The sequence below is a fragment of the Microbacterium sp. Z10_103 genome (assembly GCF_058310455.1).
Genome location: NZ_JBZEGK010000001.1, coordinates 605403 through 623193 on the forward strand (window position 1 = coordinate 605403; position 17791 = coordinate 623193).

Sequence of the window (17791 nt, forward strand, 5' to 3'; positions counted from 1 at the left end):
GTCAGCGACCCTCCCGCATCCCCTGCCACAGCGACACGAACTGCGGCATCGTCTTGGCGGTCGTGCCGATGTCATCGATCCGCACGCCGGGGACACGCAGTCCGATGAGTGCTCCGGTGGTCGCCAGACGGTGGTCGTGGTAGGCCTTCCACACCCCGCCGTGCAGCGGCCGTGGGACGACGCGGATGCCGTCGGCCAGCTCGTGAGCTTCGCCTCCGAGGGCGCGGAGGTTGGCCACGAGCGCCGCGATGCGGTCGGTCTCGTGTCCGCGGATGTGACCGATGCCGTAGAGCGTCGTGGGGCCCTGGGCGAAGGCGGCGAGCCCGAACAGCGTCGGGGCGAGTTCCCCGGCGGCGGAGAGATCGAGGTCGATGCCCTCGATCGCGTCACCGGCGGTGACGGTCAGGTTGGTCGAGCGGCGAACCACTTTCGCCCCCATCTCGGCGAAGATCTCCATGAGCAGCGCTCCGGGCTGCGTCGAGTGCAGCGGCCAACCCGGCACGGTCACCTGGCCGCCGGTGACCATCGCGGCGGCCAGGAAGGGCGCGGCGTTGGAGAGGTCGGGCTCGATCGCGATGTCCTTCGCCCGGACGGGGGCGGGCGGCACGATCCACTCGCCGGGGGCGGGCCGCTCCACGTGGACGCCGCGGTGGCCGAGCGACTCGACGGTCATGTCGATGTGCGGGATGCTCGGGAGGCGCGGACCGACGTGGCGCAGGTGCAGTCCCACGTCGAACCGGGGGGCGGCCAGAAGCAGGCCGGAGACGAACTGGCTCGAGGCGCTCGCGTCGATCTCCACCTCTCCGCCGCGCACGTGACCATGGCCGCGGACGGTGAAGGGGAGCGCCCACCGCCCTCCGTCGTCGATGTCGAGGCCGACTTCGCGCAGGGCGGCGATGAGCATTCCCATCGGCCGGTGCAGCGCGCTCTCGTGGGCCGTGAGCGTCACCTCGCCGACAGCGAGTCCGGCGAGCCCTGCGACGAACCGCATGACCGTTCCCGCCTGACCGCAGTCGACCACCACGTCGCCGCGGAAGGGCGCGGACGGGCTGATGCGCAGGTCGTAGCTCTGCAGGTCGCCGCTCGGGACGCGGTTGACGGCCACCCCCAGGGTCGTCAGCGCCTCGACCATGCGCTCGGAGTCGTCGGAGTGCAGCGGGGCGCGCAGTGTGCTGGGCCCCTCGGCGATGGCGGCGAGGATCAGTTCACGGTTCGTCAGCGATTTCGAGCCGGGAATGGTGACGGTCGCGCGCAACGGGCCGGCGGCGACGGGCGCTTCCCATTCACCGCGTGGGGCGGTGGGTGGTGCTTTGGGGGAATAGCCGTCGAAGGTCATCGGTTCCACCCTAGTGAAGGAGGGGTAGATGATCGGGGTCCTTGACCGCACGAAAATTGACGCCCGCGTCGGCGATGGGCGGTCGGACGTAGACTTGCGTGTGATGAACGACAAGGCCGATGCCGTAGTCGACGTGCGCGCGCAGTTCGAGGAGCAGGCGCTCCCCTTCATGGATCAGCTGTACGCGGCGGCGATGCGTATGACGCGCAATCCCGCGGATGCGGCGGATCTCGTACAGGAGACCTTCGTGAAAGCGTTCGCCTCCTGGCGCACTTTCACGCAGGGAACGAACCTCAAGGCGTGGCTGTATCGCATCCTCACGAACACCTACATCAACACCTACCGCAAGAAGCAGCGGGAGCCCTACCAGGGGACCATCGACGACCTCGAGGACTGGCAACTCGGGGGAGCGGAATCGACCACCGCGACGAGCGCCCGCTCGGCCGAGGCGGAGGCCATCGATCGGATGCCTGCATCCGTCGTGAAAGACGCCCTCCAGTCGATTCCCGAGGATTTCCGGCTGGCGGTGTACTTCGCAGATGTCGAAGGCTTCGCCTACCAGGAGATCGCCGACATCATGAAGACTCCGATCGGCACGGTCATGAGTCGCCTGCACCGAGGCAGGCGAATGCTCCGTGAGCTGCTGACGGAATACGCGAAGGAGCGCGGCATCACTGCCGCGGCGCCTGCACAAAAGTGAGAGAGTGACGACATGAGCGACTGCGGCTGCGACAAGGCGCGACGCGACCTCGAGGAATACCTCCGCAATGAGGTCTGCAAGACGTCGTATGACGACATTTCCGAGCACCTGGCGCACTGCCCCGGGTGCCGGGATGAAGCGCATTTTGCGCGCACTCTCACCGAGGTCGTCGCACGGGCGTGCAAAGAGAACGCGCCCGCTGAGCTGCGAGACGTCGTGATCGCCCGGCTGCGGGCCGAACCCGTCTCCTGACCCTCGCGTTTCCCGGTGGCCGCGGTGCGGACATCGCGGCACGACCGGCCGTTAGCGTTGCACGCCACCCCCTTCGGTGACGTCTGAGGTCGACCGTAGGCTGGGGGTATGTCGCACTTGGACCACCGCTCGCTCGCCCTCGACCCGACATCGGCCGACTCGCTGGCCGCGGAAGGCCTGGATTACGCCCTCGTTTCGAACGACGGCGCGCCCTTCAATGCGTTTCTGCGTGCGGTGTCGCGCGGATTCCTCGAGAGCGAGCCGACCTCCGAGCAGGTCGAGGACTCGCGCTCCGCGCTGCACGAGCGGCGCCTCACGGGCGTGTTCGACGCTCGCGCGACCCATCCCGAGATGCCGGTCGGCACGGTCGACTCGTGGATCACGGAACTGACGACGGAGGCGGGGCGCACCGTCCCCATATGGGCGATCAGCGCCGTCACGGTGGCGCCGACGCACCGCCGCCGCGGGATCGCGCGGGCGATGCTCGGTGGCGAGCTGCGCACGGCGGCCGCCGCCGGCATGGCGATGGCCGGTCTGACGGTCACCGAGGCCACCATCTACGGCCGGTGGGGCTTCGGTCCTGCCGTCCTGACCTCCGACGTCTCCGTGGATGCGACGCGCGTGCGGTGGACCGGGCGCCGCCCGGCCGGTCGCCTGGATTTCGTCCTGCAGGACGAGCTGCCCGAGCGCCTGCACGCTCTTCACGAGCGGGCGCGTTTACAGCGTCCCGGCGAGGTCGCCGGGTGGCCGGGGCTGTACCGGCGCATGGCCGGACTCCGACCCGGCGCCGACGACGCTCGCAAGATCCGCGCCGTCGAGTACCGGAGCGAGGAGGGCCGCGAGGAGGGCCTGATGGTCTACTCGGTGGCGGAGAAAGGCGACGACCACGCCCGGCACGAGTTGCGCATTCACGTGCTGTTGACGACGCACGACGACGCGTTCGCCGCGCTGTGGCGGTTCGCGATCGAGCACGACCTCGTCGGCACTGTCACGGCGAGCCTCCAGCCTTCGCCCGCGCCGACGCGGTGGATGCTGTCCGACCAGCGTGCCGTGCGCGAGACCCTCACCGACCACCACTGGCTGCGTGTGCTCGATGTGCCGGCAGCGCTGGGGTCTCGCAGCTATGCCGCTCCGCTGGCCACCACCGTCCGCGTGGACGATCCGCTCGGATTCGCCGACGGCACGTGGCGCCTGGAGGTCGACGAGGCCGGAGCGATGACGGCGCGCCCTGTTGCGGGGCATCCCGACGTCGAGCTGAGCGTGGCAGCCCTCGGTTCCCTGCTGCTCGGTGGCGTCTCGGCGCGCACCCTGGCCGCCGCCGGGACGATCACGGCCGACAGTGCCGTCGCGGCGGCGCTGGATCGCGCATTCGCGCCCGCCGTGCCGCCGGTGCTCAGCATCTGGTACTGAGCCCCGCGGCTCTGAACCGAAGACGAAGGCCCGGGTCGTGCGACCCGGGCCTTCGTGTTCGGTTCAGTGACGCGTCACAGGGTGAGCGCCATCTTCATGACCGCGGCGTGCTCCTGCGCATGCACCTTCGGCGACCCGGTCGCGGGGGATGCGGCGGAAGACCGCGAGACCCGGCGGATGGTGCGGCCGCGGAGGTCCTTGACCACCTCGAGGGCGATGAACGGCCAGGCGCCCTGGTTCTCCGGCTCATCCTGCACCCAGACGAGTTCGGCGTTGGGGTAGGTGTCCAGCACGGCGTTGAGCTCGTCGATCGGGGCAGGGTAATACTGCTCGAGGCGCACGAGCGCGATCTCGGGGTTGGGGTTCTTGTCCAGCTCGCCCCGCAGATCCCAGTGGATCTTGCCGGCGTGCAGCAGTACCCGCTTGACGGCGGCGCGGTCGAGGCCGCGGTTGTCGTCGAGCACGGGCTCGAACTTGCCGCTGAGGAAGTCTTCGACCGGGCTGGTCGCGCCGCGCAGCCGCAGCATCGCCTTGGGCGTGAACACCACGAGGGGGCGGCGGGGCCGCTGGTACGCCTGGCGACGGAGCAGGTGGAAGTACGACGCGGGCGTGGACGGGCGCGCGACGGTCATGTTGTCTTGCGCGCACATCTGCAGGTAGCGCTCGATGCGGGCCGACGAGTGGTCGGGCCCTTGACCTTCGTACCCGTGGGGGAGGAGCAGGACGACGCTCGACTGCTGTCCCCACTTCTGGTCGGCCGCGGAAATGTACTCGTCGATGACCGACTGCGCGCCGTTCCCGAAGTCGCCGAACTGCGCCTCCCACAGCACGAGCGAGTCGGGACGCTCCACGGAGTAGCCGTACTCGAACGCCAATGCCGCGTATTCGCTGAGCAGTGAGTCGTACACGTAGAACCGGCCCTGGTTCTCGCTGAGGTTGGCGAGCGGGATCCACTCCTGGCCGTTCTCACGGTCGTGAAGGACCGAGTGGCGCTGGACGAACGTGCCACGGCGGGAATCCTGCCCGGCCAGGCGCACCGGAGTGCCTTCCAGCAGCACCGAACCGAACGCGAGCAGCTCGCCGAAGCCCCAGTCGATGTTGCCGCTGCGGCTCATCTCCAGGCGCTTGTCCAGCAGCTGCTGGAGCTTGGTGTGCACCGTGAAGTTCTCGGGCTTGTTGACGAAGGCGTCGCCGATCGAGTGCACGACCTCGCGCGGGACACCCGTCGTCTCGGGCGCGCCGCTGACCGGCTCATCCACGACGTCCGGATCGATCACCGGCGTCGCGCCGGTCTCGGCCTCGTGCGTCTGGGCGAAGGCCACCTCCAGGCGGCGCTGGAAGTCCTGCTTGGCCTGGTCGTACTCCTCTTCGGTGATGTCACCGCGGCCGACGAGCGACTCGGTGTAGAGGCGACGTACCGAGCGCTTGGCCTCGATCAGGTTCGTCATGAGCGGCTGCGTCATCGACGGGTCGTCGCCCTCGTTGTGACCGCGGCGGCGATAGCAGACGAGGTCGATGACCACGTCGCGGTGGAACTCCTGGCGGTACATGAACGCCAGCTCGGCCACGCGGACCACGGCTTCCGGGTCATCCCCGTTCACGTGGAAGACCGGCGCTTGGATCGTCTTGGCGACATCCGTGGCGTACACCGAGGTGCGGGCATCGGTCGGTGTGGTGGTGAAGCCGACCTGGTTGTTGACGACGACGTGGATGGTGCCGCCGGTGCGGTAGCCCCGAAGCTGCGACATCTGCAGCGTCTCGACGACGACGCCCTGGCCGGCGAAAGCCGCATCACCGTGAACGAGGACGGGCAGCCACGCGAAGGTGCCGATGGGCTTGCGGTCCTGCTTCGCCCGCACCACACCCTCGAGCACGCCATCGACGGTCTCGAGGTGCGACGGGTTCGCGGCGAGGTACACCGGAAGCTCTTCCCCGTCGTCGGCGACGAAGGTGCCCTCGGTGCCGAGGTGGTACTTCACGTCACCCGAGCCGCGCTTGCTGCCCACAGCGACCGAGCCCTCGAACTCGCGGAACACCTGGCCGTAGGTCTTGCCGGCGATGTTCGTGAGCACGTTGAGGCGACCGCGGTGGGCCATGCCGATCGCCGCACCGTCCAGGCTGGCGGATGCCGCGCCCTGGAGCAGTTCGTCCAGGAGCGGGATCAGCGACTCGCCGCCTTCCAGGCTGAACCGCTTCTGCCCCACATACTTCGTCTGCAGGAAGGTCTCGAACGCCTCGGCCTCGTTGAGCTTGGACAGGATCCGCAGCTGCTCGTCGTGGCCCGGCTTGGTGTACTTGACCTCGACGTTGTCCTGGAACCACTTCCGCTCGCCCGGGTCCTGGATGTGCATGTACTCGATGCCGATGGTGCGGCAGTAGGAGTCCCGCAGGACACCGAGGATGTCGCGGAGCTTCATCTGGCGCTTGCCGCCGAATCCACCGGTGACGAACTCGCGGTCGAGGTCCCAGAAGGTCAGGCCGTGCGACTCAATCTCCAGGTCGGGGTGAGTGCGCTGCATGTACTCGAGCGGGTCGATGTCGGCCATCAGGTGGCCGCGCACGCGGAACGCGTTGATGAGCTCGTGCACTCGCGCGGTCTTGTTGATGCGTTCCGACACATCGACGCTGATGTCGCCCGCCCAGCGGATGGGCGCATACGGGATGCGGAGGGCCGCGAAGATGTCGTCGTAGAAGCCGCGCTGGCCGATCAGCAGTTCGTGCACCGTCTTGAGGAACACGCCCGAGCCTGCGCCCTGGATGACACGGTGGTCGTACGTGCTCGTGAGGGTGATCGTCTTGCCGATGGCGAGCTCGTTCAGCGTCTTGTCGCTCGCCCCCTGGAACTCGGCCGGGTACTCCAGAGCACCCGCGCCGACGATGCATCCCTGCCCCTTCATGAGGCGGGGCACCGAGTGCACGGTGCCGATGCCACCCGGGTTGGTCAGCGAGATCGTGGTGCCCTGGAAGTCGGCGGCAGTGAGCTTGTTCGCGCGTGCCCGCTGCACGAGGTCTTCATAGGAGGAGAGGTACTCCCCGAAGGTGAGGCTCTCGGCGCGCTTGATGCTCGGCACGAGCAGCGCGCGCGTGCCGTCGGGCTTGGGCACGTCCACCGCGATGCCGAGGTTGATGTGAGCCGGGGCGACGATCGACGGTTTGCCGTCGACCTCGGCGTAGAAGACGTTCTGGCTCGGGAACTCCTTGAGCGCCTGGATGATCGCCCAGCCGATGAGGTGCGTGAAACTCACCTTGCCGCCGCGGGTGCGGGACATGTGGTTGTTGATGACGATGCGGTTGTCGATCATCAGCTTCGCCGGCACGGTCCGCACGCTTGTCGCCGTGGGGACGGTCAGCGACTGCTCCATGTTCGCCGCGAGGGACTTCGGCATCCCGCGCAGGGGCGTGACCGCGTCCTCCTCCAGGGCTTCGGCCGAGGCGGAGCGCTCGGGCCTCGGTGCCTGGGCGGGGATCGGCTGCGGTGCGGCCGGCTTCGCGGTGGTGCGCGCGACGGGCTGCGCGCCGACGACCGGGATGGGTGCGGTGACGGGCTTCGGCTCGTTGACCGAGGGGGAGGGGGCACCGGCGTTCGCCGCGGGTGCCGGGGCACCGGCGTTCGCCGCGGGTGCCGGGGCACCGGCGGGTGCGGGGGCCGCGGACCCCTGCGCGAGGGTGCCGCCATCCACGACCGGGTGGTAGGCCTCGAGGATCGGCCACCATGCCTGATCCACGGAGTTCTTGTCGACCTTGTACTGCTCGTAGAGCTCATCGACGAGCCATTCATTGGCCCCGAATTCGCCCTCGTTCGAAGTACCGACGCCTTGGACCTGGCTCGACACGGTCGATCGCCTGCTTTCCTCGATGAAGATCGGTGGTTTGCGCGGGATCTTCCGCGTGCACCGCCCCCCAGCTTATCCCAACCGGCCGAGCAGTCGCGGGGCACCTCGCCCCTCCTCGCAGGGGGGTGGGTACCGTGGAAGCATGGATTTCTACGGCGCGCGCCCCGAGGTCGACCTGACGTACTCGGACGTCTTCCTCGTTCCCCGTCGATCATCGGTCACCAGTCGCCTCGACGTCGATCTGACGCCCGGAGATGGAACGCCCGCGCGGCTGCCGCTGGTGTCGGCCAACATGAACTCGGTCACCGGCGCGCGTCTGGCAGCGACCCTTGCGCGCCGCGGTGGTTTGGGCGTGCTGCCCCAGGACATGCCGCTCCAGGAACTGGACGCGGCCATCCGCTGGGTCAAGGCTCAGCCGGTGCGGTGGGACACTCCGCTCGTGCTGCCGCCGTCGGCGACGGTCGCGGATGCCGCGAGGCTCCTCCCGCCCATCGACGGGCATGGCATCGTCGTGGGCGATGCGGCGGCCGAGCACCTCTCCATCGACGAGATCGTGGGTGTCGTGCCGGCCGGACGGCTCGGCACTGCGCTCCCCGACGCGCGTCTGGGTGATCTCGCCCGCGTCGGCGTCGCCTCCCTCGATGCCGACGATGTGGACAGCGCGCGCCAGGCATTCGACCTGCTGGTCGCGGCGGAGGCCGAGACGGTGTGCGTGCTGCATCACGGCCGGCTGGTGGGAACCCTGTCGCGGCGCAGCGCGCTCCGCGGGACGCTGTACCCGCCCGCCGTGGACGTGTCCGGCCGTCTGGCGGTCGCCGCGGCCATCGGAATCAACGGGGATGTGGCGGCCAAGGCCCGCGCGCTGGCCGCGGCGGGGGTCGACGTGCTCGTCCTCGACACCGCACACGGCCACCAGGACGGGATGCTGCGGGCGCTGCGCTCCGTGGCCGACCTGGGGCTCGGCATTCCGCTCGTGGCGGGCAACGTCGTCACGGCCGACGGTGTGCGCGACCTGGTGGGAGCCGGCGCGTCCATCGTGAAGGTCGGTGTCGGACCGGGGGCGATGTGCACGACGCGCATGATGACCGCGGTCGGGCGGCCGCAGTTCTCCGCCGTGCTGGAGACCGCGGCCGCCGCGCGGGAACTCGGCGCGCACGTCTGGGCGGACGGGGGCGTGCGGTACCCGCGCGACGTCGCCCTTGCGCTCGCGGCGGGCGCTGCATCCGTCATGGTCGGGTCGTGGTTCGCCGGCACGATCGAGGCACCGGGGGAGCTGCTCATCGACGAGCGGGGCCGCGCCTACAAGGAGTCGTGGGGCATGGCCTCCACCAAGGCCGTGCAGGGACGATTCGGGCGCCTCGACGCGTACGAGCGGGCCCGTAAGGAGCTGTTCGCGGAGGGGATCTCGTCGTCGAAGATCTACCTCGACCCGCTGCGGCCCGGGATCGAGGACCTCATCGACATGATCACCTCGGGTGTGCGGTCATCCTTCACCTACGCGGGGGCCTCCACCGTGGCGGAGTTCGCCGACCGGGCGCAGGTGGGCCTGCAGTCCGCCGCGGGGTATGACGAGGGCAAAGCGCTTCCCGTCGGCTGGTAGACGCGCTCTTCCACCCGGAGGACGCACCGCCGCCCAGGAGACCTGCCGTAGACTTTTTGGCACGATGGACGACCCTCCCCCTTGTAGACGCTCGCCCCACCGACCCGCCTCCCGGACGTACGGGGGTGACGCGTGATGGACTTCGTCATGTTGGGCGTGGGGCTTCTGCTCACAGTCGGAACCGGGCTCTTCGTCGCCAGCGAGTTCGCCCTGGTGAACCTCGACCGCGCCGACCTCGAAGCACGCCAGGCAGCCGGCGAGACGCGCCTGTCGTTGACGATCAGCGCGCTGCGCATCACGTCCACCCACCTTTCCAGTGCGCAATTGGGCATCACCCTCACCACCCTGCTCACCGGTTACACGATGGAGCCGGCGATCTCGAACCTCCTTCGGCCGGTGTTCCTGGGATGGGGGTTGCCCGAGGGTTTCGTGATGCCCTTCGCGACCGTGATCGGCGTCGCGTTCGCCACGGTACTGTCGATGATCCTCGGGGAGCTCGTGCCGAAGAATTTCGCGCTCGCCATCCCGCGACAGACGGCCAAGCTGGTGATGCCCTTCCAGGTGGCCTTCACCACCGTCTTCCGCCCCGCCGTCGCCGTGCTCAACGGCAGCGCCAACGGGATCCTGCGTTCCTTCGGCATCGAGCCCAAGGAGGAGCTGTCCGGTGCGCGCACGGCGGAGGAGCTGTCGAGCCTCGTCCGCCGCTCCGCGAACGCCGGCGTGCTCGAGGAAGACACCGCATCCCTCCTCGACCGGAGCCTGACCTTCTCGCGCCTGAGTGCCGCAGACGTCATGACGCCCCGTCCGAGCGTGCACGCGCTCGCCGCCGATGACACCGTCGAAGACGTCGTGCAGCTGGCCATGCGCACCGGGCACAGCCGTTTCCCGGTGTACCAGGAGTCGATGGATGACATCGCCGGCATCGTGCACCTGAAGGCCGCGATCGCCGTTCCGCGCGACCGGCGGGCGGATGTCCCGGCCGCGGCGATCGCGACCGAACCGTTGCGCGTGCCGGAGACCGTGCACCTGGACGCGCTCGTCGCCGAACTCCGCGCCCGGGGGTACCAGATGGCGATCGTCGTCGACGAGTACGGCGGCACGGCCGGTGTCGTCACCCTCGAGGACCTCGTCGAGGAGATCGTGGGCGAAGTGCTCGACGAACACGACCGGTCCCGCGCGGGAGTCGTGCGCACCGCCGGTTCGGTGAGCTTCCCCGGCGACCTCCGCCCCGACGAGGCGCTCGACCGCGCCGGTGTGCGGGTGCCGGAGGGTGAGGTCTACGACACCGTTGGCGGCTACATCATGAGTGTGCTCGAGCGTCTCCCCGCTGTCGGCGACGAGGTCACGACGGAAGACGGCACCCTCGCGGTGCAGCGCATGGACGGTCGTCGTATCGACCGGGTGCGCTTCACTCCGTCGCCGCGGGAGGACGACGTCGACGACCTCGTCCGCGCGGCGAAGGGGGGTGACCAGCGATGAACGACTGGGCGGGAATCGCATGGCTGGTGGTGCTGCTGCTGCTCAATGCCTTCTTCGTCGGTGCGGAGTTCGCCGTGATCTCCGCGCGTCGCTCGCAGGTCGAGCCACGCGCGGAGCGGGGATCGCGGGCCGCCAAGGTGGCGCTGTACGCCATGGAGCACGCGACGCTCATGCTGGCCACCTGCCAGCTGGGCATCACGATCTGCTCGCTGCTGATCCTGAACGTCTCGGAGCCGGCCATCCACCACCTGCTCGCCGCACCTCTGGGGCTGACGGGCCTGAACGAAGCGATGGTGGATGTCATCGCCTTCGTCGTGGCGCTGCTGGTGGTGTCGTACCTGCACGTCGTGATCGGCGAGATGGTTCCGAAGAACCTCGCGTTCTCGATGCCCGACCGAGCCGTGCTCTTCCTCGCCACGCCGCTGGTGTGGGTGTCGAAGGCGTTCTACCCGATCATCGTGGCGCTCAACTGGATCGCCAACCACGCGGTGCGCCTCTTCCGCGTCGAGCCGAGGGATGAGGCGGCCTCGACCTTCACGCTCGACGAGGTGGCGACCATCGTCAACCAGTCGCGCCGCGAAGGCGTCCTGGATGATGCGGCCGGGACGGTTGCTGCCGTCGTCGAATTCACGGACAAGAAGGCACGGGATGTGGCCGTGCCCCTCGGCGAGCTCGTGACGCTGCCGGAGACCACGACGCCCGCAGAGATCGAACGCGCGGTCGCCAAGCACGGCTACTCGCGGTATGTGGTCGTGGATGCCGATGGGATGCCCAGCGGGTACGTGCACCTGAAGGACGTGCTGCGCGCCGCCGAGAACGACGACGGGCAGGCGCGCCCGATCGCGGCGAAGCGGATCCACCACATGGTCCCCGTGATGGAGACCACCGACCTTGAGGACGCGCTCGCCCTCATGCGCCGCGCCGGCCGCCACCTCGCGCAGGTGCGCGACGAGCACGGCAACACCACGGCGGTGCTCTTCCTCGAGGACATCATCGAAGAACTGATCGGCGAGGTCCAGGACGCCACCGCGCGGCGCCCGTGAGGCGGCGTCAGGGGCGGGGGCGCGCCCGGAGGTACTGAGCCGGCCAGTCGCCCTCGGCCCCGAGGGCGACGGCGGCCCGCAGCCCGTAGTGCGGATCGCGCAGCCACTCGCGCCCGGCCATGACGGCGTCGACGTGGCCTCGCCCCACGAGCTCGTCGGCGAGCGCGGGGGAGTCGATCATCCCGACCGCGCTCGTGGGCACGTGGGCCTGGGCGTGCACCTCGGCCGCGAACTCCGCCTGGTAGCCCGGGCCGGTCGCGATGCGCTGGTGCGCGACGAGGCCACCGCTGGAGACGTCGATGAGGTCGGCTCCGGCGTCGCGCGCCGCGGCGGCGGCGGCGACCGAGTCGGCCACGTCCCAGCCGCCCTCGGCCCAGTCGGTCGCCGACAGGCGGACGAACACCACGGCGTGGGGTGCAGCTCCGCGCACCGCTTCGACGATGCGGCGGAGCAGGCGGATGCGGTTGTCCCGTGACCCGCCATACGCGTCGGTGCGCGTGTTCGACAGCGGTGAGAGGAATTCGTGCAGCAGGTAGCCGTGCGCGGCGTGGACCTCCAGTACATCGAAGCCGGCGTCCAGCGCCCGGCCCGCGGCCGCAGCGAAGTCGGCCACGACCCGGTCGATGCCCGCTTCGTCCAGGGCGACGGGCTCGGCGTACCCCTCGAAGGGAATGGCCGACGGTGCAACCGTCTGCCACCCGCCCTGGGAGGCGGGTACGGTGCCGCGTTCGCGGGTGAGGGGCGACCAGGTCGACGCCTTGCGGCCGGCATGGGCGAGCTGGATGCCGGCGACCGCGCCTCGCGAGTGGATGGCCGCGACGATCGGCTGCCACGCCGCGGCCTGCTCGTCGCTCCAGATCCCGGTGTCCTCCGGCGAGATGCGCCCCTCCGGTGAGACCGCCGTCGCCTCCGTCATCACCAGTCCCGCCCCTCCCGCGGCGAACTGCGCCAGATGTACGTGGTGCCAGTCGTTCGGCATCCCGTCGACGGCGCTGTACTGGCACATCGGCGATACCCACAGCCGGCTGCGGAACGTGGTGTCGCGGATCGTCAAGGGGTCGAACAGACGGGGCATACCGGATCTCCTCGCGGCTAGGGTGTGGGCATGGCGGTCGATGAGTGGCGCGTGAACGACGTCCGAGAGATGCTGCGCATGCCGACGGCCGCCGATGACAAGTATTCCCGCGGAGTCGTCGGGCTCCGAACCGGATCCGAACTGTACCCCGGCGCAGCTGTGCTGGGCGTGGAGGCGGCGTGGCGAACCGGCATCGGGATGGTGCGCTACCTCGGCCCCGCGCGCGTGAGCGATCTGGTGCTGGCTCGGCGTCCCGAGACCGTGACGTCGGCCGGGCGTGTGCAGGCGTGGGTCATCGGATCGGGGACGGATGCGGCGCAGCGCTCTCGTGAGGAGGAGGCGGCGCTGCGCGAACTGCTCGCCCAGGACGTGCCGGTCGTCGTCGACGCGGGTGCTCTCGATCTTGTTCCCGGCGCGACCGCGCCCCTCGTCGTGACTCCGCACGCGCGAGAGCACGACCGGATGCGCGAGGCGGCAGGCCTCGCCCCGATCGCCGCCGATGCATCGGAGGACGAACGCGGCGAGGCCGCGGCCGAGACAGCCGAGCATCTCGGAGTCACCGTGCTCCTCAAGGGGGCGACGACGCTCGTGGCCACCCCGTCGGGATGGCGGCGGCGCGTGACGAGCGGCACCCCGTGGCTTGCGACAGCGGGCACGGGAGACGTCCTCGGCGGCGTGGTGGGTGCCGTCGTCGCCGCCGCGCGCACCACGTCCGTCGACGAGTTGGGCGCGCTCGTCGCGACCGCCGCGTGGCTGCACGGTCACGCGGCCACCCAGGCAGCCGCGGTGATGGGCCCCCTGGGCGGGCCCATCACCGCGCTCGATGTCACCGAAGCGCTCCCCGCCGTCGTGGGGCGCATCATCACGTCCGCGTGACGGGTTCCCCAGCCGGCGCTCGACCGCGGGCGGGGCCGGGAACCGCCCATAGGATGTGAGCGTGTCCCGACGCGCGCCGCTGTGGATCGCGTTCGCGGTGGTGCATGCGGCCGTGGCGGTCTCCGGCTTCCACCTGCCCAGTCAGCCGATGGGCGACGTCTACAACGTCTACGAGCCCTGGTCGCGGCAGGCGCTCGCCGGCGAGGGCATCGTGGGAATCACGGAGTCGTGGGTGTACCCGCAGCTCGCGCTCGTGCCGATGGTGCTCGCGTGGGGCTTCGCGCTGCTGGGCTCGTACACCGTCGGCTGGGCCGCGCTGGCGACCGTATGCGACGCGCTCGCTTTCGCATTGCTCGTGGGCCGTGCGCGCTCCCGCGGGCGCCGTGCCGCCGCCTGGCTCTGGCTCGCCGCGATCCTCATGCTCGGCCCGGTCGCCCTGTACCGGCTGGATGCGGTGACCGTACCCCTGGCGATCGCCGGATGCCTCTGGCTCCGCGGCCGTCCATGGCTGGCCGCGACCCTGCTGACGGTCGCGACATGGATCAAGGTGTGGCCGGCGGCCCTCGGAGCCGCGGCCATCCTGGCAGTGCGGCGCCGGCTTCCCCTCCTCGGAGCGGCGCTCGCGGTGTCGGCAGCGACGCTTCTCGTCGTCGTCCTCGCCGGCGGGGGCGCTTTTGCGCTGGGATTCATCGGGGATCAGACCGGACGTGGGCTCCAGGTCGAAGCGCCGGTGAGCACCCTGTATGTGTGGGGAACCCTTCTCGGGGTCCCCGGGGCGGCGATCTTCTACGCGGCCGAGATCATCACGTTCGAAGTCACCGGGCCCGCCGCCGCCGCGGTCGCCGCCGTGATGACGCCGGTGCTCGTCGCCGTCGTCGGCGGGGTCGCGCTGATCGGCGCGCTCAAAGCGTGGCGCGGGGCATCCTTCGCCGCCCTCTTCCCGCCGCTCGCGCTCGCTCTGGTGCTCGCGTTCATCGTGACGAACAAGGTCGGGTCGCCGCAGTACATGACGTGGCTCGTGCCGCCACTTCTGTTCGCGGTCGTCCTCGACCGGTGGCGGTGGGCGGGGCCGGCTGCCGTGGTGCTTTTCGTGTCGGGGCTGACGCAGCTCGTGTATCCGGTCATGTACGACCGCCTGCTGGTGGCCGAACTCACGCCGGTCCTCGTGCTCACCCTGCGGAACGTGATCCTCATCGCGCTGTTCGCCTGGATGTGCGTGCGACTGGCGCGCGTGCCCATCGGCCGCACCGGTACCCGCTCGCGCCCCCGCACCCTGGCGGAGTAGCGTCGGGGCATGCTCGTAGCCTTCTCCGTCGCTCCCTCCGGTTCGTCCTCCGCCGACGGCTCGGTGCATGACGCCGTCGCCGCGGCCGTCCGCGTCGTGCGCGACTCGGGCCTGCCCAATCGCACGACATCGATGTTCACGGAGATCGAGGGGGAGTGGGAGGAGGTCTTCGATGTCGTTCGTCGCGCCACCGACGCAGTCATGCCGTTCGGCTCCCGCGTCTCTCTCGTCCTGAAGGCCGACATCCGCCCCGGCCGCACGGGCGAGATCGACGGCAAGATCGACCGTCTCGAGTCGGCCCTCGAATCGATTCGCGACACCGACTGATCGGTACTACCCTTTCCCGGTGACCTCCTCGACTTCCCCGAGGGGCGCGGCGACGTGGGCGCTCCTCGCTCTCGCCATCGGTAGCTTCGGCATCGGCATGACCGAGTTCGTCATCATGGGGCTGCTGCCGAACATCGCCGCCGAACTTCTGCCCACCCAGTGGGCGTCCGATTCCGACGACGCCATCGCCCAGGCGGGGTGGCTCATCTCCCTGTACGCCCTCGGTGTGGTCATCGGCGCGCCGACGATCGCGGGTTCGGTGGCGCGCTTTCCGCGGCACCGCGTGATGATCGCTCTCGCATCGGCGCTCACCGTGTTCAACGCGCTGACGGTGATCGCGCCGACCTACGAGCTGGTCGCCGCATCCCGCTTGCTGGCAGGACTCCCGCACGGCGCATACTTCGGCATCGGCGCCCTCATCGCCGCGGATCTGCTCGGCCCGAACAAGCGCGCGCAGGGCGTCGCGTTCGTGCTCACCGGCCTGACCGTCGCGAACGTCGTCGGGGTGCCCCTGGGGACGTTGCTCGGGCAGCAGCTGGGCTGGCGGAGTGCGTTCCTCGTCGTGACGGCGGTGTTCGCGCTGGCCACTGTGGCGATCGCGCTGACGGTGCCGCCGCATCCCGGGGACCCGGGACGGCGCCTGCGCGACGAACTCCGCATCTTCCGGATCGGACAGGTGTGGTTCGCCCTGGGGACCGGAGCCATCGGGTTCGGCGGATTCTTCACGATGGTGAGCTACATCGCGCCGATGGTGACCGATCTGGCCGGGTCTCCGGAGTGGAGTGTGTCGATCGTGCTCGTGATCGTGGGCCTCGGGATGACGGCGGGCAACCTCGTCGGCGGGCGCCTGGCCGACTGGAGCCTTCGACGCTCCATGCTCGGCGGTCTCCTCGCCCTGGCTGTCGCATCCGCGCTCCTCGCACTCACGGGGGCGTGGATCGTGACCCTCTGCGTGTTCACGTTCGCGGTGGCATTCGCCGGGGCGGCGCTGAGTCCCAGCATCCAGACCCGGCTGATGGATGTCGCGGGCGACTACCAGTCGATCGGGGCGGCGCTGAACCATTCCTCGCTGAACATCGGCAACAGCCTGGGCGCCTTCCTCGGCGGATTGACGATCGCGGCGGGCTGGGGGTTCGCGGCTCCCGCGTGGGTGGGTGCCGTCCTAGGGCTGGCCGGCGCCGGCCTCGCGGTGGTGAGCTTCCGGGTGGAGCGCTCGCGCGCTGCAGCCTCGCGCTGACAGCCCGCGCGGGGGCTGACTCCCGCGGGTGGGGCGGCGGCTCAGGTCGCGAGGAGCCGGCGGAGGTGTCCGCCGACGGCGGCGGTCTCGATGAGGAAGCCGTCGTGACCGAAGTCGCTGACCACCACGACGGCGTCGTCGCCGTCGAGGGTGTTCGGGATGCTGCGCGCGATCCGGTGCTGCCCGTCGATCGGGAACAGCCGGTCGCTGTCGATGCCGAGCACCAGCGTCGTCGCGGTCACCCCGCGCAGCGCCTCTTCGATGCCGCCGCGGTCGCGGCCGACGTCGTGCGAGTTCATCGCTTCGACCAGGGTGATGTAGCTGTTGGCGTCGAAGCGGCGCGTGAACTTGTTGCCGTGGAAGTCGAGGTAGGACTCCACCGCGAACCGCCCTCCGCGACCGAGCGGACTCACCCCCGACTGCCAGCTGCGCTGGAACCGCGAGTTCAGCTCGGAGGGGCTGCGGTAATTCAGCAGCGCCATGCGACGCGCCAGAGCGAGTCCGCGGTGCGGGCCGTCGCCGTCGCCCGCGTCGTAGAACTCGCCGCCGGCGAAGCGCGGGTCGATACGGATGGCTTCCAGCTGCACCGAGTTCAGGGCGATCTGGTCCGCGGTGTTGGCCGGCGGTGCGGAGAGGATGGCGGCGCGCTCGACGCGCTCGGGGCGGCCCGCGGCCCACTCCAGCGCATGCATCCCGCCCATCGATCCGCCGACCACGGCGGCCCAGCGCTCGATACCCAGGGCGTCGGCGAGGCGGGCTTGCGCGTCGACCTGGTCGCGGATGGTCAGGTACGGGAAGCGGGATGCCCACTCGTACCCGTTCGGCGCGATGCTGGCCGGACCCGTGGAGCCCTGGCATCCACCCAGCATGTTGGGAGCGACCACGAACCAGCGGTTGGTGTCGATGGGCGCGCCCGGGCCGACGAGGTCATCCCACCATCCGTCGGTGGCGTGGCCCGGCGCGGCCGGTCCGCGGACGTGGCTGTCGCCGGTGAGTGCGTGCAGGATGAGGACGGCGTTGTCGCCCGTCGCAGACAGCTCGCCCCAGGTCTCGTACGCGAGCCGGAAGCCGGGGAGTTCTGCCCCGCCCTCGGTGCGGAAGGCGCCGAAGGCGGCGAAACGCCGGTCGCCGACGGGGTCGCCGTCGCGCCAGGCGCCGGTGGCGGGGGGACGCCCCAGGAGGAGTCGGGCGTCGGCCTCCGTGACCGGTGCCGAGGGCACCGTGTCTTCGGAGGTCTGCCAGTCCATGGCTCCATTGTCTCGGAGTCGCGGCGTCGCCCGGTCAGTGTTACGCGCACCCGCTGCGCCGCGCGCGTGTCTGGGCCCCGCGCGTGTCCGG

Annotated in this window: 14 protein-coding genes; 10 read left to right on the forward strand and 4 right to left on the reverse strand. The window is 70.2% G+C overall.

All coding sequences use genetic code 11. The features are described from left to right. Position 1 precedes the first annotated feature (1 nt). Complete coding sequence (gene aroA / locus AC4FS2_RS02685; protein ID WP_491153745.1) at positions 2-1336, reverse strand: 3-phosphoshikimate 1-carboxyvinyltransferase; 1335 nt, start codon at positions 1334-1336, stop codon at positions 2-4. Between the two features lie 103 nt (positions 1337-1439). Between aroA and AC4FS2_RS02690 the strand changes: the two genes are divergently transcribed. From AC4FS2_RS02690 to AC4FS2_RS02700, 3 genes are all read left to right on the forward strand, one after another. Further along, complete coding sequence (locus tag AC4FS2_RS02690; RefSeq protein WP_491153743.1) at positions 1440-2036, forward strand: sigma-70 family RNA polymerase sigma factor; 597 nt, start codon at positions 1440-1442, stop codon at positions 2034-2036. A 12-nt stretch (positions 2037-2048) separates the two neighbouring features. Next, complete coding sequence (locus AC4FS2_RS02695) at positions 2049-2288, forward strand: zf-HC2 domain-containing protein (RefSeq protein WP_491153741.1); 240 nt, start codon at positions 2049-2051, stop codon at positions 2286-2288. Positions 2289-2396: 108 nt separating this feature from the next. Beyond that, on the forward strand, positions 2397-3698 hold the full coding sequence (locus AC4FS2_RS02700) for a GNAT family N-acetyltransferase (RefSeq protein WP_491153739.1): 1302 nt from the start codon (positions 2397-2399) through the stop codon (positions 3696-3698). Positions 3699-3772: 74 nt separating this feature from the next. On the opposite strand, the gene AC4FS2_RS02705 is transcribed toward AC4FS2_RS02700, so the two are convergent. Beyond that, positions 3773-7531 (reverse strand): multifunctional oxoglutarate decarboxylase/oxoglutarate dehydrogenase thiamine pyrophosphate-binding subunit/dihydrolipoyllysine-residue succinyltransferase subunit, encoded by a 3759-nt coding sequence (locus tag AC4FS2_RS02705; RefSeq protein ID WP_491153737.1) that lies wholly within the window; start codon positions 7529-7531, stop codon positions 3773-3775. A gap of 142 nt (positions 7532-7673) precedes the next feature. Here AC4FS2_RS02705 and guaB1 point away from each other — a divergent pair, with 142 nt between their 5' ends. The 3 genes from guaB1 (at position 7674) to AC4FS2_RS02720 (ending at position 11653) form a co-directional block, all read left to right on the forward strand. Beyond that, positions 7674-9131 carry a GMP reductase gene (guaB1, locus tag AC4FS2_RS02710; protein ID WP_491153735.1) on the forward strand — a complete coding sequence of 486 codons (1458 nt, stop codon included), beginning with the start codon at positions 7674-7676 and terminating at the stop codon, positions 9129-9131. A gap of 135 nt (positions 9132-9266) precedes the next feature. After that, a complete protein-coding gene (locus AC4FS2_RS02715) occupies positions 9267-10610 on the forward strand; it encodes a hemolysin family protein (RefSeq protein ID WP_491155670.1) in 1344 nt (447 codons plus the stop codon). Then, positions 10607-11653 carry a hemolysin family protein gene (locus tag AC4FS2_RS02720; RefSeq protein WP_491153734.1) on the forward strand — a complete coding sequence of 349 codons (1047 nt, stop codon included), beginning with the start codon at positions 10607-10609 and terminating at the stop codon, positions 11651-11653. Before AC4FS2_RS02715 ends, AC4FS2_RS02720 begins: the two co-directional genes overlap by 4 nt. 7 nt (positions 11654-11660) lie before the next feature. Here AC4FS2_RS02720 and AC4FS2_RS02725 read toward each other — a convergent pair whose 3' ends face one another. After that, positions 11661-12728: an NADH:flavin oxidoreductase/NADH oxidase gene (locus AC4FS2_RS02725; RefSeq protein WP_491176353.1), complete on the reverse strand. Its 1068-nt coding sequence runs from the start codon at positions 12726-12728 to the stop codon at positions 11661-11663. A 30-nt stretch (positions 12729-12758) separates the two neighbouring features. Between AC4FS2_RS02725 and AC4FS2_RS02730 the strand changes: the two genes are divergently transcribed. From AC4FS2_RS02730 to AC4FS2_RS02745, 4 genes are all read left to right on the forward strand, one after another. Continuing rightward, on the forward strand, positions 12759-13604 hold the full coding sequence (locus AC4FS2_RS02730; protein WP_491176354.1) for an ADP-dependent NAD(P)H-hydrate dehydratase: 846 nt from the start codon (positions 12759-12761) through the stop codon (positions 13602-13604). 61 nt (positions 13605-13665) lie between these two features. After that, positions 13666-14889, forward strand: a complete 1224-nt coding sequence (locus AC4FS2_RS02735) for a hypothetical protein (RefSeq protein WP_491153728.1) — start codon at positions 13666-13668, stop codon at positions 14887-14889. Positions 14890-14898: 9 nt separating this feature from the next. Further along, positions 14899-15216 (forward strand): thiamine-binding protein, encoded by a 318-nt coding sequence (locus AC4FS2_RS02740; protein ID WP_491153726.1) that lies wholly within the window; start codon positions 14899-14901, stop codon positions 15214-15216. 19 nt (positions 15217-15235) lie between these two features. Then, positions 15236-16453 (forward strand): MFS transporter, encoded by a 1218-nt coding sequence (locus AC4FS2_RS02745; RefSeq protein ID WP_491153724.1) that lies wholly within the window; start codon positions 15236-15238, stop codon positions 16451-16453. 41 nt (positions 16454-16494) lie between these two features. Here the strand turns inward: AC4FS2_RS02745 and metX are convergent, their stop codons facing one another. Then, positions 16495-17700 carry a homoserine O-acetyltransferase MetX gene (gene metX, locus AC4FS2_RS02750; protein WP_491153722.1) on the reverse strand — a complete coding sequence of 402 codons (1206 nt, stop codon included), beginning with the start codon at positions 17698-17700 and terminating at the stop codon, positions 16495-16497. Positions 17701-17791 lie beyond the last annotated feature (91 nt).